Genomic DNA, 23,836 nt, shown 5'->3' with positions numbered 1-23,836 from the left:
CGCCCATGGCTTGGGAGTCGAATGTATAACATGTAAAACATAAAAAAAGAGACGACCATTTGGTCGTCTCTACAAAAACAAATTCCCTCCCTTTCGGGAATGGTTTGGGTGGGGTCATTAATTTACATAAACCCCGTCAAGCATCTGCCAGTATAAGCCGGCTGATCTTTCAGCAGCGTCTAATACCTTGTTCTGATCTTCCTCAGTTTTGCAGCTTGCTATAATAGCATCAAGCTCTGCTTTGCTGTGATATATATCAGCTTCGTGGTGAACTGCGAAGAACTCCAAAGCTTTTTCACTATCTATGTTATAGAATTTCTTTAAGCCGTCAATTTTAACCTGTGATACTTCAGGGATCTGTTTTTCGTAGCCGAATAAAGCTGCGAGTCCGACCCTGTAATCTTCATTTCTGCAAAGCTCATAGAATCCTTTTATTGATCTATTTACTTCATCAACCACTTCAACATTTTCAGCTTCTTCTTCGCTTACGCCAAGTGAATTAGCGAAATTCATCCATAAAGTGGGATGATCGCTTATGCCTGTTTTATAGCCGTCTTCATCTGCAATGTTTTCAACCAGCATTTTGCGGATTTCTGTATCCATGCAGTTTGAGTGAACTGAGCTTACGAACATCGGGAAATGCTTTACGAAATGGTAATATTGCTTAGCATATTCCTGAAGTTCGCCGATTGTAAGCTTGCCTTCATTCCATTTCTGGTAGAACGGATGTTTTAAGATACTTTTTTCTTCAAGTATCCTGTCTAATTCTTTTGTGAGCTGCTCGTTTGTCATCATTTGTTGTTTTCTCCCCGCAGATATTTTTTCTTTGTAATTTCTGCTTGTATTATTTTCATTAATTTAATTCAATACTTAATAAACCGCAATAGAAATGTTCAAGTGTATCTTAGTATCCTCCAAGTTTTTTTACATACTTTGCGGCAGCTTCAATTTCCTCAGGTGTAAGTTTCCCTTTGAATGAAGGCATATCTTCATCATCATCGGTTTTTCCTTTTTTGCCGTTTGTTATTATTTCTACAATTTTGCTATTGCTTTTATCAACTGTGAGTGGTAATGTCAGATCTGGAACACCTTCGAGTTTTCCTTTTCCGTTTAACCCATGACATTTGGCACATTTTTTTGACCAAATTGGTGCAAAATCCATCGTATTCACAGATGTCTGTTCCTTTTTCTTTTCTTCTTCTTTCTTCTTATCTTCTTCCTTCTTTTTCTCTTCTTCTTTCTTCTTATCCTCTTCCTTTTTCTTATCTTCCTCTTTTTTCTTATCATCGGTTTTTACAGAATCCTTTTTCACATCCTGCTGCTGTGTCTGCTGCTGGGTTTGCTGCTGAGTGATAGTCTGCTGCTGGGTTTTATTTGTATCCTGCGTAGTAGTAGTCTCATCTTTTTTCCCGCATGACTGGAAAAAGAAAGCTCCGCTTACAAATGAAGCAAGTACGATGAAGGTAAAAAATTTTGTTTTCATTTTCATTGAGTGATTCCTGTATATATTGTTATAAAATAATCGCTTAATTTAGTTAATGAGTTAGTAATATTCAATGCAAAGATATTCTTTTTGCTCACGCCTAAAAACTCGTGAAAATTAAACCTGTTACTTATCTTAATTTGATAAATGAATTTCCTTATTTAAAAATTCCTGAATTTAAAAGTCCAAAATTAAAAACTTAATTTTTAAACAGTTTCTTTTAATAATTTTTTAACTAAATTTGGTTTAATTCCTAACAATAAATAAGTAAGTTACTGTTTAATTATATGTATTTGATAATACTAGGTCCCCCGGGCGCGGGGAAAGGGACTCAATCGATCCTTATTGCCGAAAAGATGGGTTTGAAGCATTTATCTACAGGAGAAATTCTGCGTAAAGCTGTCACAGATGGAACACCACTGGGTCTAAAAGCTAAGGAAGTAATGGATTCCGGGAATTTAGTCTCTGATGAAATAATGGTCGGCATTATCAAAGATGCAATTTCAGCCGATGATGCGAAAAATGGATTTATCCTGGATGGCTTTCCAAGAACAATTGAGCAGGCTAAGGAGTTAGATAAGATAATGGAATCCCTTGGGTATTCAGCAGCCAGGGTTATCAACATAACCCTTGATGATGAAGAGCTTGTGAGAAGAATGCTTGGCAGGGGAAGGAAAGATGATACTGAAGAAACCATTAAAAACAGGCTTAAAGTATATAAAGAGCAAACCGCTCCGGTTAGAGAGCATTATAGCTCAAAATCCGCTGTTTTTGATATATACGGAATAGGCAGTATCAGTGAAATAAATAATAAGATCCTGGAAGTGCTGAAATAACCTTTCGGTAAATTTTTTAATTAGCTTTTTTAGTTAACGGTGCAGTTAATTTGCTCTTTAATATTAGTTAAAAAACATCAATATTTGATTGCAAATAATAAAAAATCAGTTTATCTTTGCCATTAGACAATCCAAATTTATAATATCTACTATAATACAATATGAGTTCACACATTAAAGAGTCATCTTTACAGGATGGGAAAATTCAGGTTTTGAAGCTAAAAGGTAATTTTGTTGGCGGTGATGAAACAGATGAACTGCAAAACACTATTAAAAAGCTCTCAGATGAAGGCAATACAAAACTGGTAATTGATCTGGGTGAGGTCTCGTATTTAAACAGTTCTGCATTAGGTGTCCTTATTTCTGCGCACGCAAATTACACAAAAAGAGAAGGAAAAGTTAAGCTTTGCCAGCTTAATAAAAATTTAGAAAATTTATTTGTTATAACTAAGCTCAGTTTGATTTTTGATACCTACCCGTCAGAAATGGAAGCTGTTGCGTCATTTTCAGATTAAATATAAATACTAAGAAAAAGAAACTCAATAATCTATTGGAGGAATAACTTAACTATGAAACAATCCGTTTTTATCACTATCGTCCTTGTAGTTGCACTGGTTGTATCTTTTGCAGTATTTCAGTTTGTATTCGGAAGCCCGAATAATTTCAAAGGCGGAGATACAGTTGCAGGAACACCTATCAATGTTTTCGGCCAGATCTACAAAGGCGGACCCGTTGTTATAGCGCTTATGACCATCAGTATCATGGTTATAACTTTTATTATTGAAAGACAGCTCTCTTTAGGCAAAGCTAAAGGCAGAGGACCCATTGAACCGTTCGTTAAAAAAGTCCAGACACTTGTTATGGATAATGATATAGATGGAGCTATTGCCGAGTGCAATAAGCAGAAGGGCTCGCTGGCCAATGTGCTGCGGCTTGCACTGGAGCGCTACAATGTGGTTAAAAATGACCCCATTGACGGCGAAAAGAAAATGGCTGAAGTTCAGCGCGCTATCGAAGAAGCTATGATGCTTGAAGTTCCTCTTTTAGAAAGAAATTTAGTTGCGCTCTCAACCATCGCTTCAATTTCAGTGTTAGTAGGTCTTTTCGGTACAGTACTTGGTATGATTCGTTCATTCCAGGCGCTTGCTACTGCAGGTACACCTAACGCTACTGAGCTTTCAACAGGTATCTCTGAAGCGCTTATCAATACCGCTTTCGGTATCTTCGGAGCTATTGTTGCTATTATTGGTTATAATTACTTTTCAACACGCGTAAGCAACTTCACATATATGATTGATGAAGCTACTTACAATATTATGCAGATTTTGACTGTAAAATCCAAATAAGGCATTTTTTAATTAAAGAAACCATTTACTTAAAAAAATTAGTTTAAGATTATAAGAAAGTAAAAAATATGCCAGCAGTCAAAAAACGCAGAAGACCGGCCCAGGCCATAGATATGACGCCGTATGTTGACGTGATCATGCTTATATTGACATTCTTCATTCTAACAGCCCAGTTCAAAGCTGAGCTTGCTGAAGATATACAGGTTAAGCTTCCGAATTCAGGCAATGATACAACAAAGCTGCCTGAAAGGAACGTTATGACACTGGTTATCAACCGCTTCGGTGATATTTTTGCCGATGTTGATAACATCAATGTAAGAGAAGACGTTCTCGGCGATCCTATCGGACTGGCTGCTTTTCACCCTGATAGCTCTACTCAGCCCGGCTGGAATAATCCCGCCAACCTGAATGATAAAGGCCAGATGAAACGGCCTATCATAGCTTTTAATGACAGGGAAAAGTTCAAGAAACTATTGATCGATTTCCGCCTGTCATCTAAAAGTAATGTAGGTAAAGATCTCAGAATTGTAGTGAAAGGCGATAAAGAAGCCGATATTGGTGCCGTACAGGACCTGATGGAAATACTTAAGGAAACCAAAAATACCAGGTTCTCTTTTGTAACAGATCTTGAAACGGACGAAAAAGAGAAAAAGTAATTATCTTTTTTAAAGTTTATAATTAAAAGTATATAGCTGTTTTGTCCTGCAAAGCAGTTTATAGGAGAAATTTATAATGGCAAGTGTTGAACAGGCCGAAGGCGGCGGCGAGAAACGCGGACGCAAAAAAAATAAATGGCAGCAAAGGAAGCGCGTAGGGTTCCATATCGATATGACTCCCTATGTGGATGTTATCATGCTTTTGCTTACATTCTTTATCATGACATCAACATTGAACCAGCCGCAGGTTATGCAGATCAATCTTCCCAAGGGAGATGAGAACACTACCGTTAAGGTTGATATGGGTAATGTTGTATTTGTCAGAATATCAGAAAAAGGCAACATCGGGCTTTCTAAAGGTAAATCAGATGGCACTGAAGAGCAGCCTATTAAGGTGAACCTTCAGCAGCTTAAGCAGTACCTTGAAGGATGGGGAACGCAGAATAAGGATATGATCATGATCCTTAAGTTCCACCGCAAAGCCAAATATGATATGATGATATCTGTTCTTGATGAGATAAACCGCGCAGCCATAGAAAAACGCTATAGCTTTTCGAAAATGGAAGAGCCTGATTTCAAGGTTCTCGAAGCTATAGGCGGATAAATATAATTAAAACGGGGTTACAATTCCCGTGTTTTATGTTTCACGGATTGTTTCAAAATTATAAAGGGCATTCTATTTAATAGAATGCCTTTTTATTTTTACTTAATTCTGTTTGAATTGACTGCCTTACTGTAGACTTAAACTTCACCTTTAACTTCAACTTCTGTTAACCTGTATGAATTGATCACATCATTTGCTGAATAAATTATTCCTGTCAGGACAAGCAGCATTCCGAGTGAAAAAAATACCAGCGGTGTATTCTTTATTAATTCTGTTGATATAAAAATATTTACACCGATAAGCAATGAAGCCAGTACAAAAAGCATTATTGCTGCCATCATTGATAGTATAGCATTTCTCAGAACTCTGCATCTTTTAGTAAGTATTTTAAGCTGGCTTGAAATACTTGAATACCTGATGCTTTCATATGCTCCTGTTTCAACATTATCTGCTATTTTGGCATGGTAGCGCCTTTTTTCTTCGTTAAGCAGCCTTAGCCTGTTTATAATTATTGAAAACCGGTTGTGCATACTCAGCAGCAGCATTGCTGTTGCTGATATTCCAAGCGCAGGTGCAAGCATAGATTGTATAGCTTCAATACCCGTAATTATAGTATTATTCATTTTTAATAATTTTTTGTAATGGTTTATTTCTTTAAAAATAATCAATATAAAGTAAAGGAACTATGTTTAATTTAATACCGGAAGAATTTACCGGATATTGAGTTAATTCTGATTCATAATATTCAAATTTCTAAAGGGCAACCTATAAAAATAGATTGCCCTTTTTGTTTATCTGACAGAAAATTGACCTGCTGTTTTATGACATTTCTGTCACATTTTAATTTCCTTTAATCAAAATCATACCTTTATATATTCTTTTCATTAAAATTTCGGGCACGGTATTTGTAACTTAAAAAGATAAAATGATTATTAATTTTATTTAAAACACCATGAAAATAAAAATAATACTGGGTTTGGTATTTATTTTTGCTGTATCTGATTTATCGTCACAATCTTACCAATGGTGGTCTGCCCGTTTCAGCTCACCGGCTTCAGGTTCTCAGGATACTTCTGTAGCAATTAAGCAGGATAATGCAGGGAACATTTATGTCACAGGCTGTGTGAATGGTAATAATACAGGCACAGATATAATATTGCTGAAATATAATACCGTGACAGGTGATACAGTTTGGGTAAGATATTACAGCAGCCAGGGCTTAAATGAGGATAAAGCAACAGCCCTGGAAGTTGACGCACTTGGCTCTGTTTATCTCACCGGTTATACTTTCCAGTCCAGCAGGGATATCATAACTCTGAAATATGACCCTGCGGGGAACCTTGTTTGGGCTAAAACATTTAACGGTTCCAACAACGGGGGAGATTACGGTCTTGCGATCGAAATTGATGCTGCCGGAAATGTATATGTGGGGGGCCGTAGCGATGATGCCGGAGACCAGCACTTTACCGCTGTAAAGTACAGCTCAGCAGGCACCCAGTTCTGGGCATCTGTATATAACGGACCCCTCTCACGCTCGTTCGACCAGCCTGATGATATAACAATTGATAACAACGGAAATATATACCTGGCAGGATTTTCAACTGTAATGCAGGACCTGCATACGTCAGACTATCTGACCGTAAAATTTAACAGCAACGGAAACCTTCAATGGGCGAAAAGATATAACGGGACAGCGAATGATGAAGATGCGGCAACCGGCATTATTTATGTAAACAGTGCAGTTTATGTTACAGGAAGAACTGACAGCCTGAACGGGAATTATAATTATTTCACGATTAAATATAATGATGCTAACGGTGATAGCCTTAAATCAGCTTTTTATTCGGGACCTCCGCTAAGGCAGATAGATAATGCAGTAAGGATAAAGGCGGACAATGCAGGGAATGTTTATGTCACAGGCTTAAGCATGGGTGTAAACAACACCTTTGATTATGCGACAGTAAAATATAACTCTGATCTCGATCTGCAATGGGTTTCAAGATTTGAAGGAACAGGTTTTGATACCCCGTCTGATATGGTAATTGCCGGTTCAGATATTTATGTGACAGGGGCAAGTGATGGAGTATCTTCAAAAGATTACTTAACAGTAAAATATAATAGTTCCGGTTCTGAGCAATGGACTATGAGATTCAACGCGCCGGCAGGTGAAAATGATTTTGCTTCTTCAGTTGCAGTTGACCAGTTTGAAAATGTTTATGTAACAGGTTATGCAGGTGTTACCGGCGGAGAAAATGATATTTTTACGTTGAGATATTCTCCTGTACCAATAGGTGTAGAGCCAGTTTCAGGAAGTATCCCTCTCAGTTATAAGCTGTATCAAAATTATCCGAATCCGTTTAATCCTTCGACTAATATAAGGATCGATATTCCTGCAGGCAATGATAGATACACGAAGCTCGAAATTTTCGATGTGTTAGGTAAGCTTATTTCTGTGCCTGTAAATGATGATCTGAAACCGGGTACTTATATTGTTAACTGGAATGCTTCAGGTACAGCCAGCGGCGTATTATATTACAGGTTAAGCTCAGGTGATTTTATACAAACAAACAAAATGATACTGATTAAATAAATAATATTTGTATTAATTCCGTGATTTAATCAAAAGGTAATTAATACGGAACACTTTCATTTTAAGTTACCGTTAACAATTCAGTTTATCCGTAAACAAGGGGCGTCAGCCCCTTGTTTCGGTTTACACCTGTTTTGCCCTTCAGAGTATATTTAAATTGACTCTGGCGTAATAAAATATCACATTATCACACATAACATTGCTTCGAAAGAAACTCTATATAGACGATGATTTAGACAGCTACCTAAAATAATGCTGCAATATCTACATCATCTATAAGCCCGAATACTTTGCTGATAATATTGTTGATTCCCAGGAAATACTGCGCTGACATGGCAATACAGTTAATAGTAATGATTGTATACATGATAAACCAGAAAAAATTTTTGAAGATGGTCATTTTTTACTCCTTTTTGCAAATTTTAGATGCTTTTGCACTGCTTGTTTATATAAACCATGCAGACTAAAAGAGAGACGTTTCTGTTATGTTACCTTTTGTTAAAAATTGTAACGGGTTTTTGGTGTAATTTTATGCAGCTTACCTTTTGCTGTTGAGATATCTTTTCAGCCAGCTCAGGTCATAAATCAGGGTAGTTAAATTAACCATAGAAGTACGTGAAAGTGATAAAAATTTATCTTCAAATTCCTTACGGTCAGCCTCATCTGCATCCAACAACAGGTCTTTTAAATAATTGGTGAATTTTATCATATTGGCTTTGTATTCACCCATAATTTTCGCACGCGCTTCTTCTGCCGAAGGCGGCTCTTCGCCGTTTTCGCCGGGCTTTTTCTGTGTGGTAATTGCCACATTGCTCTGTAAGATCCTGCCTAAACCGTTTAAGTATTTAGCTGCAAACTGGATATCGTAGAATAATTTATCCTTGCCTGACTGCTCTGCCAGTTCAATAAGTACCATCAGCTCAATAACATTCTTAAGCTTATTGCCTGAATAAATATAAAGCTCTTCTATAGTTTTTTTTGTTTTATCTGAAATTTTCATGTATTCCCAAAATCCCCGCGCTTGCCTGCCGTAACAGCAGTCGAGGCAGGAAAGCGGTGTTCTCTGTTTGTGAGGTTTAGTAGTTAACTTTATATCAAGTTCTCATCTTTGTTCTCATACACATGCCTCATCATATTTTCGTAAGCCTCTGTCATATTCACATTTCTTCTACCCATAGAAGTTCTTGCCGTGCTGATAGCTTTTTCGATTTCGTATGAAATTACTTCGTTGTTTGATGCGTCTTCCCAGCTGTATGAGTTTATTTTTTTATTATGATAGCCTGCGCCGTATAGATTTGAAGATATCCCCACCATTGTCCCGGTATTCAGCATAGTCTGTATCCCTGTTTTGGTGTGATCTCCAATTATGCTGCCGAGAAAAATAGAATTGGTATTTATCTTTTGTCCGTCAATATTCAGAACAATTTTGGAATAATTGTTCTTTAAATTACTTGTAGTAGTTCCTGCGCCAAGATTTACCCATTCACATAAATAAGAATGACCCAGAAAGCCATAATGCTGTTTATTCACATACCAATGAAGTATCGAACAGGTTATTTCGCCTGATACCTTGCATGAACCGCCTATTCGTACCGGACCGTATAGCTGTGAACCTGAACGGATAGTGCTGCCTTCACCAATATATACCGGACCCTTAATATAGGTAAAGGGTTCGATTGTCGTATTATCGTTAATATATATCCTTCCTGCAGATGTATCAAAAACTACATTCTTGCCAATACTGCATTTTTTACCGATATGAAGTTTTTTCTTTCCCTTCATTTCACGGTTCAGGTCGTAATTAAGCTGGTCTTCGTTATATAAAATAAGGTCAGAGGAATAATTTATAAACCGGTAACTGCCTGATTCGGATTTATTCAGGCCCAGCCATTCTATGTCAGCAGATGATACCAGGTTATCATCATCGGGATTTATTATCTCTTTATACTGCCGGGCTTTTTCCTTTGATAAATGAAAAGCTACAACAGATTTATCCTGAAGTATTGCGGTATTATTATCTTTTTTGAATAATTTTATGATGGATTTCAGTTCTTCGGCTTTGAAGATAACACGTGAATTCAAAAAAATATATTCACAATCAGAAAGCTCATTTATTTTTGCCTTCGGAAATTTTTCAGCCAGGCTGGGTGCTATATATTTTCTTGAGTGGAGCGTGAGCGGAGTTTTAGCCGGGAAAAAATTAACAATTTTTTCCAGTAATGTATCAGCCCCGCAAATAAGCTTTGATGTATGTCTTAAATAGTTTAAAGGGGCAAGCCGGGAAATAAAAAGATCCTCAAATATACAGATATTCATAATTTGAATTGATATTTGAGGATCATAAAATAATTGTGATTTTGTAAAGCTTTTTAAGCTTATGCTTTTTTAAGCCTTATAATGTATGAACTATGATGCTGTTTCTTCAGTCTTAACTTCAGCAGTAACCGGTTTTTTCTTTGCGTATTTACGGTTAAATTTCTCAACACGTCCTGCGCTGTCAACAAGCTTCTGTTTGCCTGTAAAGAAAGGATGGCACTTAGAGCAGATTTCCACCTTTATCTGCGGTACTGTGGAGCGGGTTGTGAATAAAACGCCGCGGTTTTCACCGCAATTGCAGATTACGTCACATTTCATATATTTTGGGTGCGTTCCCTTTTTCATGGTTCGTTTAGTCCTGTTCCTTGTATATTATGATATTAAAGACTACAAATATACAAATTTCATTGAAATTTTGCAATTATTTAATTGATTATAATGACATTTTTGCGTATTTTTGCATAAAATCAATAAAATTCCGTGTACGTTGGGTTTGAATTTATGTGTTTTTGCCTCAGGCAGCGGCTCAAATTTAAAAGCAATTATTAAAGCCTCTCTTTCGGGATGGATCAGTTCCGGGGTCTCCCTGGTTATAAGCAATAATTCAGGATCAGGAGCTTTAAAAACTGCAGCTAAATATAATATCCCTCACAAACATCTGTCGCAAAAATTATTCACAACACAAAAAGAATTTACAGCAGAAATATTAAGATCACTTAAAAAACATAAAGTGAATTTTATTCTGCTTGCCGGTTATATGAAAATGCTTGACCCTGTAATTATAAAAAAATTTAAGAACAGGATAATCAACATTCACCCTGCGTTATTGCCAAAGTTTGGGGGCAAAGGAATGTTCGGAATCCATGTGCATGAAGCTGTTATTGCAGCAAATGAAAAAACAACCGGCGCAACAGTGCATTTTGTAAACGAAGTTTACGACAGCGGCGCTGTTATTCTGCAAAAGCAGGTGAGAGTTAAACCCGCAGATGATGCAGAATCATTGCAGAAAAGAGTTCTGCGCGCTGAACATAAATTGTACCCCGAAGCAATAAAGCTGTTTGAAGAGAAAAGAGTCAGGGTGAGAAAAAATAAAGTGACGATTTTAAACCTCACCCCCAACCCCTCTCCTAAAAGGAGAGGGGAGACAAGCCTGAAACTTTTGGGCATTTGCCTATCCAAAGGATAGGGATCGCTTAGGGAGTCAAGAGTTCAGGCTGCAATTAGGTTCTTGTATATAAGCAGATAAATTCCCCTCTCGAGAGGGGTGGCTCGCCGAAGGCGAGTCGGGGTGTGTAATCAACAAATTATTTAAAACAAAACAACAAATGAAAAGAGCATTAATAAGCGTTTACGATAAAACCGGTGTTGTTGAGTTTGCAAAAGAACTCTTATCACTTGGTTTTGAAATAGTATCAACAAGCGGTACCGCAAAGCTGCTTAAAGAAAGCGGTATTGCGCTTAAAACCATAGAAGAGATCACCAAGGCTCCCGAAGTGCTTGGCGGCAGGGTTAAAACCCTGCAGCACCTCATTTTTGCAGGAATTTTGGCTGATAAAACCAATCCAGATCACCAAAATGAGGTGAAAACTCACGGTTTTGAGCTTTTTGACCTCGTCTGCGTAAGCCTGTACCCCTTCAAACAAACTATCAGCAAGCCTGATTGTACCAAAGCCGAGGCTATTGAGCAGATAGATATCGGGGGAGTTTCACTCATCCGTGCTGCAGCTAAAAACTTTTCAAGCGTAAGCGTTTTGGTTGACCCCAATCAGTACGGCATTTATTTAAGCGCTGTAAAAGAAGGAAAAGATATTAACAGGCTTCTTGCGGCAGATGCGTTTGAATACATAGCAAGTTATGATATAAGCATTGCGAATTATTTCCGAAGGATCAATAAACAGGCCAGCGGAATATTTGATATTTATTACACAGGCTATGAACAGCTCAGGTACGGCGAAAATCCGCACCAGCGCTCCGGATTATACGATGTTGGTCAAACAGGTTTCTCTCAGATATTCGAAAAGCTGCACGGCAAGGAGCTTTCATACATAAATATAATTGATATTGATGCGGCATATAATTTAATTAATGAATTTACCGAACCAGCCTGCGCAATATTAAAACATACCAATCCTTGCGGTGTTGCCGAAGGCGCCGATGTTAAAGATGCTTACTTGAAAGCATTCGCGACTGATACAGTTTCGCCTTTCGGTGGAATAGTTATTGTTAACCGCAAGCTTACACTTGCTGCCGCTGAGGAAATGGATAAGATATTTACTGAAATAGTTATAGCGCCTGAGTACGATGAAGATACACTTGCCTTTTTATTTAAAAAGAAGAACAGGCGTGTTATCAAATATACTCATCCGCAATTTGCTAATGCAATGGAGCTTAAATCAGTAACAGGCGGCCTGCTTGTGCAGGATGTGAATGATATGCTGGTTAATGAAAAAGAAATGAAGACCGTCACCGAAAGAACACCAACTGATGAGGAAATGAAAGATTTGCTTTTCGCAATGAAGGTATGCAAACATACAAAAAGTAATGCTGTAATTTACGCAAAGGGCGGCAGAACATTAGGGATAGGCGGAGGGCAGCCTTCAAGGGTTGATTCCAGCATGCTTGCCGTCAACAAAGCAAAACGCTTCGGGTTTGATCTTACCGGCTGTTCGGTCGCCTCCGATGCATTCTTCCCGTTCCCGGATGGCGTTATTGAAGCCGCTAAAGCCGGCGCTAAGTCCGTTATCCACCCGGGCGGCTCTGTTAAAGATGAAGAAGTTATCCAGGCGGCTAATGAGCACGGTTTAGCTATGGTTTTAACTGGAGTTAGGCATTTCAGGCATTAGCCCAAAAAAACTTTAAAAAAGTATAAATAAGTTCACTTAAATAAATAAAATTAAACCTTATATTTGCAAATTGGTTTTTTAAGATTTTCGCATTTTACAGTCTTTTTAGCATTGAACTCTGAATTTCATTTTATATAATTTTAATCTTCACCGGGGTACCTCAAATAAATGGCTTTATTCGGATTTTTATCAGCTGATATTGCAATTGACTTAGGCACAGCTAATACACTCATATACATTAAAGGCAAAGGAATAATTCTGAACGAACCTTCCATTGTTGCTTTTGATGAAACAACAAAAAAAATTATCGCTGTCGGCCACGAAGCGAAACAGATGCACGAGAAAACACACAAGGGTATTAAAACTATCAGACCCATGGGTGACGGCGTTATTGCTGATTTTGAAATTGCAGAAGGCATGCTGCGCGCATTCATAAAAAAAGTGCATTCAAGTATTTTCCCAAGCTCGCGAGTTGTTATCTGCGTGCCAAGCGGTATCACCGAAGTTGAAAAACGCGCCGTGCGCGATTCAGCAGAACATGCAGGTGCGAAAGAAGTTTACCTATTGGCTGAGCCTATGGCTGCTGCAATTGGCGTCGGACTTGATGTATCATCACCAGTTGGCAACATGATAATTGATATCGGCGGCGGCACAACTGAAATTGCGATCATATCGCTTTCAGGTATCGCAAACGGCGCATCAATAAGAGTAGCAGGTGATGAGCTTAATGTTTCTATCGTTGAATACTTCAGAAAAAATTATAACATCTTAATTGGTGAAAGAACTGCTGAGGAGATCAAATGCCAGGTTGGTTCAGTTATGCCGCTTAAGGAAGAAGTTATCATTGAAGTAAAAGGGCGTGACCTTGTTTCGGGTCTGCCTAAAATGACTGAGGTAAGCTCTATCGAGATCCGCGAGGCACTCAGCGACCCTGTCAACCAGATGATCCGTGCGGTAAAAGTTGCCCTGGAAAATACTCAGCCTGAGCTTGCATCTGACATCCTCGATAGAGGTATCATGCTCTCCGGCGGAGGCGCGCTTATAAAAGGGCTGGATGAGCGTATCAGGCTCGAGACCAATCTGCCAGTTCATGTAGCCGAAGACCCCTTAACGGCTGTTGTACGCGGAGCCGGTAAGGTACTCGAAGACCTGCAAAAGTACTCAAAAGTGCTTATTAAGAGCAAAAAGTATTAACAGTAACAAATGTCATCATAATTTTGCGGGCGAAAGCGCTTGTCTGCCGCAGGAATGAAAGCAATCCCATTAGGAGAGCATAAGAGTAAGTATAAAGAGATTGCTTCGTCGCTCACGCTCCTCGCAAATGTATAAAACATAACCACAAATTCATTAAATTTTTTAAAACTCAACTCCACTCCATTTAATGAAGATCCTTCTTTCATATTTAGGAAATCTCAAAGAGTACATAATATTTTCAGCCCTTATTGTTATCAGCTTAATTTTAATTTTCCAGAACGATAACGTACAAATTCGGTTTATACGCGTAATTGCTGTGAACGTTATCGGTACTATCCAGGATGGGTTTTCATTCATACCAAATATATTTGAGCTTGAGCGTGAAAATAAAACCCTGCGTGAAACCAATATCGATCTTTCAAAAGAAGTCAGCATGCTGAAAGAAGCCAAGCTTGAAAACCTCAGGCTGATACATATGGTGGAGTTCAAAAACCGGACAAACTATCAAACTGTTACCGGTAAGATAATTGGAAAAACCTTAATTCAAACCCGCAACAATATTACAATTAATGTCGGCGAAAATGATTCTGTAAAAATTGGAATGCCTGTTATTACCGATAAGGGTCTTGTAGGCAAGATCGTTGCAACAAGCGGTAATTACAGTATAGCACAGATACTTTTTAATAAGGATCTTAAAGTAAGCGCTAAGATTCAGCGAAGCAGGGTTGATGGCATCATAGCATGGGATGGCGAAGGCAAGATCAGGATGAAGAATGTTTCTAAGAGCGCTGATGTAAAAGCAGGTGATGTGGTCATCACCTCTGAATACAGTAATTCATTTCCTGCCGGTATACCAATTGGTTATGTAACTACAGATAACACACTAGATAACCTGTTTAAGAACATAGAAGTCGAGTGTTTCGTGAATTTTGAAACCGTTGAAGAAGTGTTTGTGTTGAAATATCTTTCTGATGACGAAAGAAAAGAGCTCGAAAAGAAGTTCGGTGAGAAAAGTAAATGAATGAATACCTGAAATACGGCGGGATACTTTTAGTACTGATACTTCTGCAGAAAACAGTTATTAGCTTTATCGATGTAACTGAATTCCGAATAACTCCGGATCTTGTACTGATAGGGCTGGTATATGTTGGCATAAAACGCGGCAAGATAACAGGCAGTATTGCAGGCTTTGTATCCGGGCTTATACTCGATATTTTCAGCTTTTCTTTCATTGGGCTTATGGCGCTTTCTAAAACTGCCGCAGGTTTTGTTTCAGGCTTTTTCAACAATGAACAGAAAACTGAGAGATATCTTAACAGCTATATTTTCATAATAATTGTTTCAGTATGTTCTGTCGTAAATAACATTGTTTATTTTACGTTTTATTTCCAGGGAACGAATTTAACCTTTATTGATATTCTAATAAGATATGTACTTCCCACAACAGTATATACTGCGCTGTTCAGCATTTTCCCTGTAATTTTTGCAAGAAGAAGGAGATTTGCACGTTAATAAATGGATCTGAGCAAAAGAAAAAATTTCTATTATATATTTTCGCTGATAATTTGTATAATTATCGGGGGAAGGCTTGTGCAGCTTCAGATCATTAATCCTGATAAATTCGATAAAGATGCCGAACGCAATTCAGTTAAAACTATAATTACCACGCCCGCGCGCGGGCTTATTTTTGACCGTAACGGCAAGCTCCTTGTTGATAACAAGCCCTCATACAGCGTTACCGTTGTTAAAAAAGAATTTGATACTAATAATATTTCTACTGTATGCGGGCTGCTAGGTATAGAACCTGATTACCTTAGAGCTGAGCTTAAAAAAATTGAAGGCACAAACCGGTTCATCCCTACCAGGATTCAGCGTGATGTTGATTTCAGGATAATATCTTTCATTGAAGAAAATCGCGAGCTGCTCAAAGGTATAGATTACAGTATCGATCCCATCAGATTATATCCAACGGATTTCCGCGGTTCACACATGATTGGTTATACCAAAGAGATCTCAGAAAGCATGCTGAAAAAACAGCAGGGTGATTATTACAAGCAGGGAGATCTTATCGGCACCACGGGACTCGAAGCAGGCTACGAAAACTACCTGCGCGGTGAAAAAGGTTTTGAATTTATCCTTCAGGATAATAAAGGCAGGGAAGTGGGTCCCCTTAACGACGGAAAGAACGATGTAAAAGCTATCAGCGGATATGACCTGATATTAAGCGTTGATGCAGATGTACAGAATTTTGCAGAAAAGCTGCTTGAAGGTAGGACCGGCGGTATAGTGGCTATGGACCCCAATAACGGTGAAATAATCTGTATGGTCAGCAAGCCTGATTATGACCTGAACTATTTCAGCGGTAAGCTTAAGCCTGAAATATGGACTGCGCTCAACACTGATAAAAAGAACCCGCTTTTCAACCGCGCTACGCAGACTAAATATCCCCCGGGCTCAACTTATAAAATGGTTTCCGCGCTTTCAGCGCTTCAGGAAGGTTTTCTCAAACCGAACTCAACAATTCCTTGTGAAGGCAGCTTCAGGTTCGGAAATAAAGTATTCGGAGATCACGGTGCGTTCGGATCAATTACTATACCTACAGCTATTGAACACTCATCAAACGTATTTTTCTACAAGCTTGTTCTGCGTATTGGACTTGATAACTGGAGCAAGTATGGCCAGATGCTCGGCTTTGGTCAAAAAACCGGAATTGATATCCCGGAAGAAACCAAGGGCCTTCTTCCTTCAACTGAGTATTACAATAAACGTTACGGCTCAACAGGGTGGACCCAGGGATATGTTGTAAGTCTTGGTATTGGCCAGGGAGAGCTTGGTGTATCACCGCTGCAGATGGCTTTGCATACGGCAATTCTATCCAATTCAGGTACATTTGTGCAGCCGCACCTTGTGCGTTCACTTAAAAATCCTGTTACAGGCGAGTTAACTCCGGTACAATATAAAAAGCACGATGTGCCAATTGATAAAGAATATTTCAAGATTATTCAAAAAGGTATGTATCTTGTTGTTAACGGAAACGGCACAGCCAGATCGATAAGAACAAGTGACGTAAATATAGCCGGTAAAACCGGCACTGCGCAGAATCCGCATGGACAGGATCATTCCTGGTTCATAGCTTACGCGCCTTATGAAGATCCTAAGATCGCTATATGCGTGCTGGTGGAAAATGCAGGCTTCGGTGCAACAGTTGCCGCCCCTATTGCTCAGAGAATAATTTTGAAATACCTACTCGGTTTAACTGATGAGAGTGAAGTTAAAGATTCATTCGGTGAAAGATAGTTTAATTTATAACATTAAATTTTAATGCAGGCAAAGATTTTTGAAAGGTTCAATTTCGTAGTTTTCATTTCGGCATTTGCGCTCATAAGCATCGGCCTCGTTGCTATTTACAGCGCAACTTTCGGCAATGAGCTTGTTTCCGGTAACTTTACCAAACAGCTTGTTTCAGCATGCATTGGCGTTGTTGTTGTGCTTGCAATAATGTACACGCCGCCCAAATATCTTGCTATGTCTTCCTATATTGTTTACGGCCTTGTATTGATACTGCTTATTGCCGTTATTTTCCTTGGGAAAAAGATCAAAGGGCAGACAAGCTGGTTCAGCGTAGCGGGATTTGGTGTGCAGCCTTCTGAATTTGCCAAAGTTGCAGTTGTTTTGGCGCTTGCTTACTTTCTCTCTAACAAGAACAAAGAAGCTGATGTAACCAAGCTTCGTGATTTTATGTATGCAGTGGCAATATGCCTTGTGCCTGTAGCGCTTATCATGCTGCAGCCGGATATGGGTACAACCCTGGTATTTCTCTTCCTGCTTCTGCCGGTTCTATACTGGGCTGGTATGCCGAATTATATAATGTTCTTTATCGTAGCGCCAGCTATTACTGCTATTTGCGCATTCCTTGGTACGTGGTATTTTGTCGCAGCAATTGTATTTATTATAGCTATGATGATGGTTTTCAAGAAAAATATCCTTATCTCTGCAGTAGTGGTATGTATAGCCATAGCTTCGGGCTTTTCTGTTAATATGATATACAGCAAGCTTCAGCCCTACCAGCAAAAGCGCATTCAAAGCATGTTTGACCCTGAATCAGATCCTTTAGGCGCCGGTTATAACGTTATCCAGTCTAAAATTGCTATCGGTTCAGGCGGATTGACAGGTAAGGGATTCCTGCAGGGTACGCAGACCCAGCTTAAATATATTCCTGAACAGTGGACAGATTTCATTTTCTGCATGGTTGGAGAGGAGTTCGGGTTCGTTGGCTCTATTGCTGTTGTCCTGCTCTTCCTGATCTTAATTTGGCAAACAATACATATTGCATTTATTTGCAAAAATCAGTTCTTAAGTATTTGCTGTATCGGATTTGCAACTATTTTCTCGTTCCATATATTAATTAATCTGGGAATGATAATGGGTATTATGCCCGTTATCGGGATTCCCTTGCCATTTATGAGCTATGGTGTTTCATTTTTACTTAGCAATCTGATAATGCTTGGTATTATATTGAATGCGTACCGTAACCGTAAAGATTATGTTTAGATGTGAAACATCAAATTTGAAATGTAAGATGTAAGGTATCAACTATCAACTATAAACTTTCAACTAAACTATATTGCACTTTTCCAAAAAATTTAAAGGGGCTTTAAGAGAATCAAACTCACATTTGGTTGTTGGACTCGATTCTGATATCACAAAGATCCCCGAATTCCTCAAAACAGAAGTGAATCCGATTGCCGCATTCAACAACCTGGTTGTTGAAGCTACAAAAGAATTTGCCTGCGGATATAAGCTTAACATTGCTTTCTATGAGCGGGATACTGACCGCGGATTTGCTGCAATCCGCTCAACTCTTGCGGCAATTCCGGAAAACCTCATAACTATCGCAGATGCCAAGCGCGGTGATATTGAAAACACTACCGAGCTTTACGCTCAAGCCTTTTTTGATGAGCTGAACTTTGATTCCATTACAGTACAGCCATATATGGGACAGGATTCAGCCAGGCCATTTCTGCGCCGAAAGAACAAGTTCGTATGGATACTTGCGCTCACTTCTAATTACGGCGCTAATGATTTCCAGTTCCTTAAGGTAAACAATAAGCCGCTTTGGGAAGTTGTGGTTGAAAAAGCGCTTTCCTGGAATGACCACAAAACAGGTTTTGTGTTCGGCGCAAGCCATACCAAGGAAATTGCCAAGATGACGAAGAATTTCCCCGAAGTTCCGCTGCTTATTCCCGGTATTGGAGCGCAGAAAGGCTCACTTGAAAAAACCATTAATTCACTGAACCATTCTTTATTTGTAATTAACCAAAGCCGTTCGATAATATACGCTGCGCCAAAGGCGGAAACCGCCGAGGAGTTTAAAGCCATTGTTGGCGAAGCCGCTATGAAAGCCCGCGACGAAATTAACGGCTTTTTAATGATGAAGAAGTAGTTCGTGGCAAAGATACTTCAGTCTGGGCTTTAAAAATCAATCATTTACTTATATCATCTGCTTTTGCATTAATATTAAGAAATTTTACCTTTTAAAATCATTGAAACCCAAACTAAACATCAATGAAGATTTTATCTGCCGCATCTGGGAAAGCGGCGATTCCTATTATAAAGCCCTTGTAACTGATTCCGGCGACGATGTTGAAGTAATTGACCTAGGCAAACGCAACTATGATGCAGGTCCTGATTACAAAGATGCAAAAGTCAAAATCGGCGGCAAACTGTATGCAGGGGATATTGAAATTCACCGTGATTATAAAAACTGGGCTGAGCACTCCCACCCCAAAGACCGCAGGTATAACTCCGTTATACTGCATATAGTAATGTGGGATTCCGAAGAGCGCACACCTCCAAAGCTCCGGATAAAACGCAGCCTTCCGACAGTAATACTTTCTCATCATTTAACAGCCTCGATACATGATATCTGGCAGGATATCATATCAAATCCTTCTCCCAAATTCCGTTTGCCTTGTAATGACCAAAGTTATAAAGCAGATCCGGATGTTATCACTAGTTGGCTCGAAAAGCTTGCTTATGAAAGGCTATCTCTTAGAGCAGGCAGAATAAAAAACCGGATAATTGAGCTTTCCGGGAAATCTGCAGTAATACCAAAAAGTAAAGCAGTTTGGGAACAGGCTTTGTATGAGTTCATTTTTGAAGCATTGGGCTTTACTAAAAATAAAGAACAGATGATGAAGCTGGCTTCAAATCTGCCTTTGAAATTATTTGATAAACATTCAAATAAAAATGTAACAGCAATTCAGGCAATGCTTTTTGGCGCAGGCGGCTTATTGTTTGATGTGCGTGTGAAAGAGGGCTATATTGATGAGATCAAGAATGTTTGGAGGGAATTAGAGCCAAAACTTAAAGTACCTTTAATGGAGCGCAGTATGTGGAATTTTTTTGGCCAGCGCCCGCAGAACTTTCCAACAATAAGACTCGCTTATGGCTCGCAAATTGTTTACAAGCTGCTTTACAAAGATATGTTCAGAAGTATTATCAATATTTTCAACAATCCCGGGTTCAGCGTAAAGAACGCTTATCCACAATTACAGGATTTACTGCATCCGGGAATTGATGATTACTGGAAATCACATTATGACCTGGGAAAAAGATCAGCAGGTGAAAAGGTACTGGCAGGAAAACAGAGGATCGGTGATATGATCATAAATGTAATTTTGCCAACAGCGTTGCTGTATGCTGATGAATTTAATAAACCTTTAATAAAAGAAAATGCTTTGAATATCTATACCCGGCACAGGGTTAAAACTGATAACAATATCACCAGAATTTTATCTTCTCAGCTTCTTGGTGATAAGGACATTCGGCTTAATTCGCCTTCAATGGAGCAGGGCGCAATTCAGCTTTACAATTTTTACTGCACCCGTGAAAATTGCGGGAAGTGTGAAATAGGCAAGCAGGTATTTGAAAAGAAAGGGTATGATTACAGGATAATTTATTATTAATTCCTGTCATCCTGAGCGAAGCGAAGGATCCAGGGGAGGTAAGCTATAATGTTTAATTTTATTAAGATACAATGACCTCACAAATTTAAGAAAACTCAAAGCTAATGGTCTAGATTCTTCGTTCGCTTCGCTCACTCAGAATGACAGAGTTTAACGATAAGTATTGTCATCCTGAGCGCAGCGAAGGATCCAGGGGAGGTAAGCTATAATGTCTAATTTTATTAAGATATAATGACCTCACAAATTTAAGAAAACTCAAAGCTAATGGTCTAGATTCTTCGTTCGCTTCGCTCACTCAGAATGACAGAGTTTAACGATAAGTATTGTCATCCTGAGCGCAGCGAAGGATCCAGGAGAGGTTAGCCTTTATGTTTAATTATATTAATTTACGTTGACCTTCCGAAATTTAAGAAAACTCAAAGCTAATGGTCTGGATTCTTCGTTCGCTTCGCTTCCTTAGAATGACAGAACTTAACAATAAGTATTGTCATCCTGAGCGCAGCGAAGGATCCAGGAGAGTATTTCATTTAAACCAATCTTGGCTTAAATCTTTCCAGTTGGGATTAACTGATTCGATCAACTTCATCTTTTTAATTCTAGTCCAGCCTTTAATTTCTTTTTCTCTCTCAATTGCTGCATAAATATCACCGGTTTCTTCATAATAGACCAACCTGTTTACTCCATATCTTGACGTAAACCCTTTCAATAAATTATTCTTATGTGAATACATCCTTTGTAGTAGGTTGTTGGTTACACCAGTGTATATCGTACCATTTCTTCTGCTGGATAAGATGTAAACATAGTATGAGTTGGACATTTGATACTGTATATTAAAGTTAACTGGAATGTTAAATTTTACACTACTATAAAAATATTCGTCTAGATTCTTCGTTCGCTTCGCTCACTCAAAATGACAGAGTTTAACGATAAGTATTGTCATCCTGAGCGCAGCGAAGGATCCAGGGGATGAGCGCGTTTAATTTTAAGCTTTTTATATTCTATGACCTTCCAAAATTTCTGAAAACTTATATTCTATCGTCTGGATACTTCGTTTGCTTCGCTCACTCAGAATGACAAATATTAACGTATTGGATGTTTACCTGCACTCGCACTTCCTCAGAATGACAACATCAAAAATCATTAACCAGCCCGAAGTGTATCTTACCCTCTAAAATAGAATCACCCCTGCCAAGGGCGTAGCTTACACCGAACATTCCCAGGGAAGTCTCAATCCTAACTCCAAGACCGTAACCAAAAATGAATCCTTCCTGCGAGGGAATATTATAGATATCATCTTCAGGCTTCAGGTAATAGCCTGCATCATAAAATATTGCAGCAAAGCTGCGGCGGGTGAGTGAATAACGCAGCTCAAAATTTCCCCATGCCGCCCGTGAAGCTAAAAATTGCCCTTCACGGTAACCTCTTACTGTACTGTTTCCACCCAGCCTGAAAAGGTCAGCAGCTTCAAAACGGGGTGAGCGTATTTCAACGCCGTGAAGCCCAAGCAGTGAGCTTTGGCGTTTGAAGAAGCTGTAGTAAAAATCAAGGTGCATTGCACCGTTCTGCACTGTAAAATCTCCGGGTATATCCAGCAAAGGGAATGAGGATGAATTGTAAATTTTTTTCTGACCAACTGAATAACTCGTACGGTATAAAATTCCTGAAAGCGGATTGTAAACATAATCCCTGCTGTCATATTTTATTTCAATTCCTGCGCCTAAAACGCGGCTGTCAAAAATAGTGAAAAAATTACTTTGTGATGTCGGTATTACCCGTTCATAATCAAAGATTGCCGAAACAGTTATCTTTTTAGTGATCATAGCGTCAGTTTTAAAGCTAAGATCTCGTTTAATATAAGATGAATCCTCGATCCTCTGAAGAAATGCAAAATTCATATTTACCGGGTAGCCTAAAACCCATGGCTCAAGATAGTTCAGTTCAAGCTCCTGTGTGGTTTTTATCTCTTTTTTAAATCTTGCTTCAACTTTTCTTCCGGTACCAAATAAGTTTCTTATCGATAAATTCACAAGTCCTGTAAAATATCCCTTATCTTCAGTCTGCGAAGGAGGAACATAGCCTAAGATCCCGTCAAATGTATTGGTATTACCTTCCTTTACTTTAATTAAAAGTACAGTGGAATTCTTATATTTCAGTATCTTTGGTTGTTCAACACTTTCAAAGTAACCCAGGTTTTCAAGTCTGCGTCTTATTTCGATCAGATTTTCCCTTGAAACAGTGCTCCCTTCTCCCAGGGTAATTTCACGTGTAATTACTTCTTTGCGTGTATTTGTATTTCCTTCAACAGTTATATTATCAATTTTTATTTTTTCATTTTCATTAATTATTATTTTTATCCTCAGTTTTTTCCCGGAGCCATCATTATATTCTGAAATTTCTGCAACTTCTATTGAAGCAAAAGTGAACCCTTTGTTCTCGTAAAGATTTAACAGGTCGCTCATATCTTTATTCAAAGTAACAGCATTCAATACTTCACCTGTTTTTGTATCCATATTATCTTTAAGGAAGTTAGTCGTAAAAATCCTGCTGCCTTCTATTACAATATCTCCAATAAATATTCTTGCTCCTTCATCAACTGAAATATCCAGCGCTACCCCGGTTGAATCGAAGTTGTATTTATACCCTGAAGATGTGATCTTACAATCTGTGAAGCCGTTATCCTGGTAAACTTTAATTATATATCTCTGGTCAAGCTCAAATTGAGCAGGTGAAAAAAAAGCGCCTGGTTTGGATGCAATAAAATTCTGAAGCTCTTTATCGGAAAAAAAATCATTCCCGGTAATTTCTAAAAAATTTATCTTTGCCTGTGGCTGGCTTAAAACCGGATCGGATAAAAATAAAATTAAAAATCCGATAATTATCGTAATATTTCTGTAAATTTGTAACATTATTCAGCTAATATTTGCCTGATGTATTGAATATTCAAGTCATTAATAAACCATTTGTTTATGTGAGGCATCATATTCCTGAATCCAAAAACAT

At 38.5% G+C, this 23,836-nt stretch carries 24 protein-coding genes; 15 read left to right on the top strand and 9 right to left on the bottom strand.

The genetic code is table 11. The features are described 5' to 3' along the window. Positions 1-117: 117 nt before the first annotated feature. Positions 118-795 (bottom strand): CADD family putative folate metabolism protein, encoded by a 678-nt coding sequence (locus J0M37_14435; GenBank protein ID MBN8586285.1) that lies wholly within the window; start codon positions 793-795, stop codon positions 118-120. A gap of 109 nt (positions 796-904) precedes the next feature. After that, positions 905-1,162, bottom strand: coding sequence for a cytochrome c (locus tag J0M37_14430; protein ID MBN8586284.1), 258 nt, complete (start codon positions 1,160-1,162; stop codon positions 905-907). Between the two features lie 608 nt (positions 1,163-1,770). Here J0M37_14430 and J0M37_14425 point away from each other — a divergent pair. The 5 genes from J0M37_14425 to J0M37_14405 all read left to right on the top strand — a co-directional run bounded on the left by J0M37_14425 (position 1,771) and on the right by J0M37_14405 (position 4,925). Further along, positions 1,771-2,319 carry an adenylate kinase gene (locus tag J0M37_14425; GenBank protein MBN8586283.1) on the top strand — a complete coding sequence of 183 codons (549 nt, stop codon included), beginning with the start codon at positions 1,771-1,773 and terminating at the stop codon, positions 2,317-2,319. Between the two features lie 161 nt (positions 2,320-2,480). After that, entirely contained in the window at positions 2,481-2,834 is a 354-nt protein-coding gene (locus J0M37_14420; protein ID MBN8586282.1) for an STAS domain-containing protein, read from the top strand. A gap of 54 nt (positions 2,835-2,888) precedes the next feature. Beyond that, the gene (locus J0M37_14415) at positions 2,889-3,665 is read left to right on the top strand and encodes a MotA/TolQ/ExbB proton channel family protein (protein ID MBN8586281.1); all 777 of its coding nucleotides are present in this window, start codon (positions 2,889-2,891) and stop codon (positions 3,663-3,665) included. Between the two features lie 68 nt (positions 3,666-3,733). Next, entirely contained in the window at positions 3,734-4,321 is a 588-nt protein-coding gene (locus tag J0M37_14410; GenBank protein ID MBN8586280.1) for a biopolymer transporter ExbD, read from the top strand. A gap of 76 nt (positions 4,322-4,397) precedes the next feature. After that, the gene (locus tag J0M37_14405) at positions 4,398-4,925 is read left to right on the top strand and encodes a biopolymer transporter ExbD (protein MBN8586279.1); all 528 of its coding nucleotides are present in this window, start codon (positions 4,398-4,400) and stop codon (positions 4,923-4,925) included. Positions 4,926-5,062: 137 nt separating this feature from the next. Here the strand turns inward: J0M37_14405 and J0M37_14400 are convergent, their stop codons facing one another. Then, positions 5,063-5,548 (bottom strand): DUF2721 domain-containing protein, encoded by a 486-nt coding sequence (locus tag J0M37_14400; GenBank protein MBN8586278.1) that lies wholly within the window; start codon positions 5,546-5,548, stop codon positions 5,063-5,065. A 329-nt stretch (positions 5,549-5,877) separates the two neighbouring features. On the opposite strand from J0M37_14400, the gene J0M37_14395 reads away from it, so the two are divergent. After that, positions 5,878-7,515: an SBBP repeat-containing protein gene (locus tag J0M37_14395; GenBank protein ID MBN8586277.1), complete on the top strand. Its 1,638-nt coding sequence runs from the start codon at positions 5,878-5,880 to the stop codon at positions 7,513-7,515. A 244-nt stretch (positions 7,516-7,759) separates the two neighbouring features. Here the strand turns inward: J0M37_14395 and J0M37_14390 are convergent, their stop codons facing one another. The 4 genes from J0M37_14390 to rpmE form a co-directional block, all read right to left on the bottom strand. Beyond that, positions 7,760-7,915, bottom strand: coding sequence for a hypothetical protein (locus J0M37_14390; GenBank protein ID MBN8586276.1), 156 nt, complete (start codon positions 7,913-7,915; stop codon positions 7,760-7,762). 138 nt (positions 7,916-8,053) lie between these two features. Next, positions 8,054-8,515 carry a hypothetical protein gene (locus J0M37_14385; GenBank protein ID MBN8586275.1) on the bottom strand — a complete coding sequence of 154 codons (462 nt, stop codon included), beginning with the start codon at positions 8,513-8,515 and terminating at the stop codon, positions 8,054-8,056. Between the two features lie 89 nt (positions 8,516-8,604). Beyond that, entirely contained in the window at positions 8,605-9,831 is a 1,227-nt protein-coding gene (locus J0M37_14380; protein ID MBN8586274.1) for a hypothetical protein, read from the bottom strand. Between the two features lie 90 nt (positions 9,832-9,921). Next, positions 9,922-10,176 (bottom strand): 50S ribosomal protein L31, encoded by a 255-nt coding sequence (gene rpmE / locus J0M37_14375; protein MBN8586273.1) that lies wholly within the window; start codon positions 10,174-10,176, stop codon positions 9,922-9,924. A 148-nt stretch (positions 10,177-10,324) separates the two neighbouring features. On the opposite strand from rpmE, the gene J0M37_14370 reads away from it, so the two are divergent. The 9 genes from J0M37_14370 to J0M37_14330 all read left to right on the top strand — a co-directional run bounded on the left by J0M37_14370 (position 10,325) and on the right by J0M37_14330 (position 20,836). Continuing rightward, complete coding sequence (locus J0M37_14370; protein ID MBN8586272.1) at positions 10,325-11,017, top strand: phosphoribosylglycinamide formyltransferase; 693 nt, start codon at positions 10,325-10,327, stop codon at positions 11,015-11,017. Between the two features lie 139 nt (positions 11,018-11,156). After that, entirely contained in the window at positions 11,157-12,674 is a 1,518-nt protein-coding gene (gene purH, locus J0M37_14365; GenBank protein ID MBN8586271.1) for a bifunctional phosphoribosylaminoimidazolecarboxamide formyltransferase/IMP cyclohydrolase, read from the top strand. Between the two features lie 168 nt (positions 12,675-12,842). Beyond that, complete coding sequence (locus J0M37_14360; protein ID MBN8586270.1) at positions 12,843-13,868, top strand: rod shape-determining protein; 1,026 nt, start codon at positions 12,843-12,845, stop codon at positions 13,866-13,868. Between the two features lie 187 nt (positions 13,869-14,055). Continuing rightward, complete coding sequence (mreC, locus tag J0M37_14355; protein ID MBN8586269.1) at positions 14,056-14,889, top strand: rod shape-determining protein MreC; 834 nt, start codon at positions 14,056-14,058, stop codon at positions 14,887-14,889. Then, positions 14,886-15,380 carry a rod shape-determining protein MreD gene (mreD, locus tag J0M37_14350; GenBank protein ID MBN8586268.1) on the top strand — a complete coding sequence of 165 codons (495 nt, stop codon included), beginning with the start codon at positions 14,886-14,888 and terminating at the stop codon, positions 15,378-15,380. Before mreC ends, mreD begins: the two co-directional genes overlap by 4 nt. Positions 15,381-15,383: 3 nt before the next feature. Continuing rightward, complete coding sequence (mrdA, locus tag J0M37_14345) at positions 15,384-17,165, top strand: penicillin-binding protein 2 (protein ID MBN8586267.1); 1,782 nt, start codon at positions 15,384-15,386, stop codon at positions 17,163-17,165. Positions 17,166-17,189: 24 nt separating this feature from the next. Then, a complete protein-coding gene (rodA, locus tag J0M37_14340; protein MBN8586266.1) occupies positions 17,190-18,419 on the top strand; it encodes a rod shape-determining protein RodA in 1,230 nt (409 codons plus the stop codon). A 73-nt stretch (positions 18,420-18,492) separates the two neighbouring features. After that, on the top strand, positions 18,493-19,311 hold the full coding sequence (gene pyrF, locus J0M37_14335; GenBank protein MBN8586265.1) for an orotidine-5'-phosphate decarboxylase: 819 nt from the start codon (positions 18,493-18,495) through the stop codon (positions 19,309-19,311). 100 nt (positions 19,312-19,411) lie between these two features. Further along, on the top strand, positions 19,412-20,836 hold the full coding sequence (locus J0M37_14330) for a DUF2851 family protein (GenBank protein MBN8586264.1): 1,425 nt from the start codon (positions 19,412-19,414) through the stop codon (positions 20,834-20,836). Between the two features lie 523 nt (positions 20,837-21,359). Here J0M37_14330 and J0M37_14325 read toward each other — a convergent pair. Next, complete coding sequence (locus J0M37_14325) at positions 21,360-21,653, bottom strand: GIY-YIG nuclease family protein (protein ID MBN8586263.1); 294 nt, start codon at positions 21,651-21,653, stop codon at positions 21,360-21,362. 313 nt (positions 21,654-21,966) lie between these two features. After that, entirely contained in the window at positions 21,967-23,742 is a 1,776-nt protein-coding gene (locus J0M37_14320; protein ID MBN8586262.1) for a BamA/TamA family outer membrane protein, read from the bottom strand. Between the last annotated feature and the right edge of the window lie 94 nt (positions 23,743-23,836).

This window comes from Ignavibacteria bacterium (assembly GCA_017303675.1).
Lineage (GTDB): Bacteria > Bacteroidota > Ignavibacteria > Tepidaquicellales > OLB5 > OLB5.
Note: the sequence above shows the minus strand (reverse complement) of the source record. Positions and strands in the feature narration are given on the sequence as shown.

Excerpts from the sequence above, each read along its gene's own strand:
- J0M37_14360 (MBN8586270.1), top strand. The coding sequence starts at position 12,843 with ATGGCTTTATTCGGATTTTTATCAGCTGATATTGCAATTGACTTAGGC.
- J0M37_14420 (MBN8586282.1), top strand. The coding sequence starts at position 2,481 with ATGAGTTCACACATTAAAGAGTCATCTTTACAGGATGGGAAAATTCAG.
- mrdA (MBN8586267.1), top strand. The coding sequence starts at position 15,384 with ATGGATCTGAGCAAAAGAAAAAATTTCTATTATATATTTTCGCTGATA.
- J0M37_14430 (MBN8586284.1), bottom strand. The coding sequence starts at position 1,162 with ATGGATTTTGCACCAATTTGGTCAAAAAAATGTGCCAAATGTCATGGG.
- J0M37_14320 (MBN8586262.1), bottom strand. The coding sequence starts at position 23,742 with ATGTTACAAATTTACAGAAATATTACGATAATTATCGGATTTTTAATT.
- J0M37_14380 (MBN8586274.1), bottom strand. The coding sequence starts at position 9,831 with ATGAATATCTGTATATTTGAGGATCTTTTTATTTCCCGGCTTGCCCCT.
- J0M37_14325 (MBN8586263.1), bottom strand. The coding sequence starts at position 21,653 with ATGTCCAACTCATACTATGTTTACATCTTATCCAGCAGAAGAAATGGT.
- rodA (MBN8586266.1), top strand. The coding sequence starts at position 17,190 with ATGCAGGCAAAGATTTTTGAAAGGTTCAATTTCGTAGTTTTCATTTCG.
- J0M37_14435 (MBN8586285.1), bottom strand. The coding sequence starts at position 795 with ATGATGACAAACGAGCAGCTCACAAAAGAATTAGACAGGATACTTGAA.
- J0M37_14390 (MBN8586276.1), bottom strand. The coding sequence starts at position 7,915 with ATGACCATCTTCAAAAATTTTTTCTGGTTTATCATGTATACAATCATT.
- mreD (MBN8586268.1), top strand. The coding sequence starts at position 14,886 with ATGAATGAATACCTGAAATACGGCGGGATACTTTTAGTACTGATACTT.
- J0M37_14410 (MBN8586280.1), top strand. The coding sequence starts at position 3,734 with ATGCCAGCAGTCAAAAAACGCAGAAGACCGGCCCAGGCCATAGATATG.
- mreC (MBN8586269.1), top strand. The coding sequence starts at position 14,056 with ATGAAGATCCTTCTTTCATATTTAGGAAATCTCAAAGAGTACATAATA.
- rpmE (MBN8586273.1), bottom strand. The coding sequence starts at position 10,176 with ATGAAAAAGGGAACGCACCCAAAATATATGAAATGTGACGTAATCTGC.
- J0M37_14425 (MBN8586283.1), top strand. The coding sequence starts at position 1,771 with ATGTATTTGATAATACTAGGTCCCCCGGGCGCGGGGAAAGGGACTCAA.
- J0M37_14415 (MBN8586281.1), top strand. The coding sequence starts at position 2,889 with ATGAAACAATCCGTTTTTATCACTATCGTCCTTGTAGTTGCACTGGTT.
- J0M37_14385 (MBN8586275.1), bottom strand. The coding sequence starts at position 8,515 with ATGAAAATTTCAGATAAAACAAAAAAAACTATAGAAGAGCTTTATATT.
- J0M37_14405 (MBN8586279.1), top strand. The coding sequence starts at position 4,398 with ATGGCAAGTGTTGAACAGGCCGAAGGCGGCGGCGAGAAACGCGGACGC.
- J0M37_14400 (MBN8586278.1), bottom strand. The coding sequence starts at position 5,548 with ATGAATAATACTATAATTACGGGTATTGAAGCTATACAATCTATGCTT.
- J0M37_14395 (MBN8586277.1), top strand. The coding sequence starts at position 5,878 with ATGAAAATAAAAATAATACTGGGTTTGGTATTTATTTTTGCTGTATCT.
- purH (MBN8586271.1), top strand. The coding sequence starts at position 11,157 with ATGAAAAGAGCATTAATAAGCGTTTACGATAAAACCGGTGTTGTTGAG.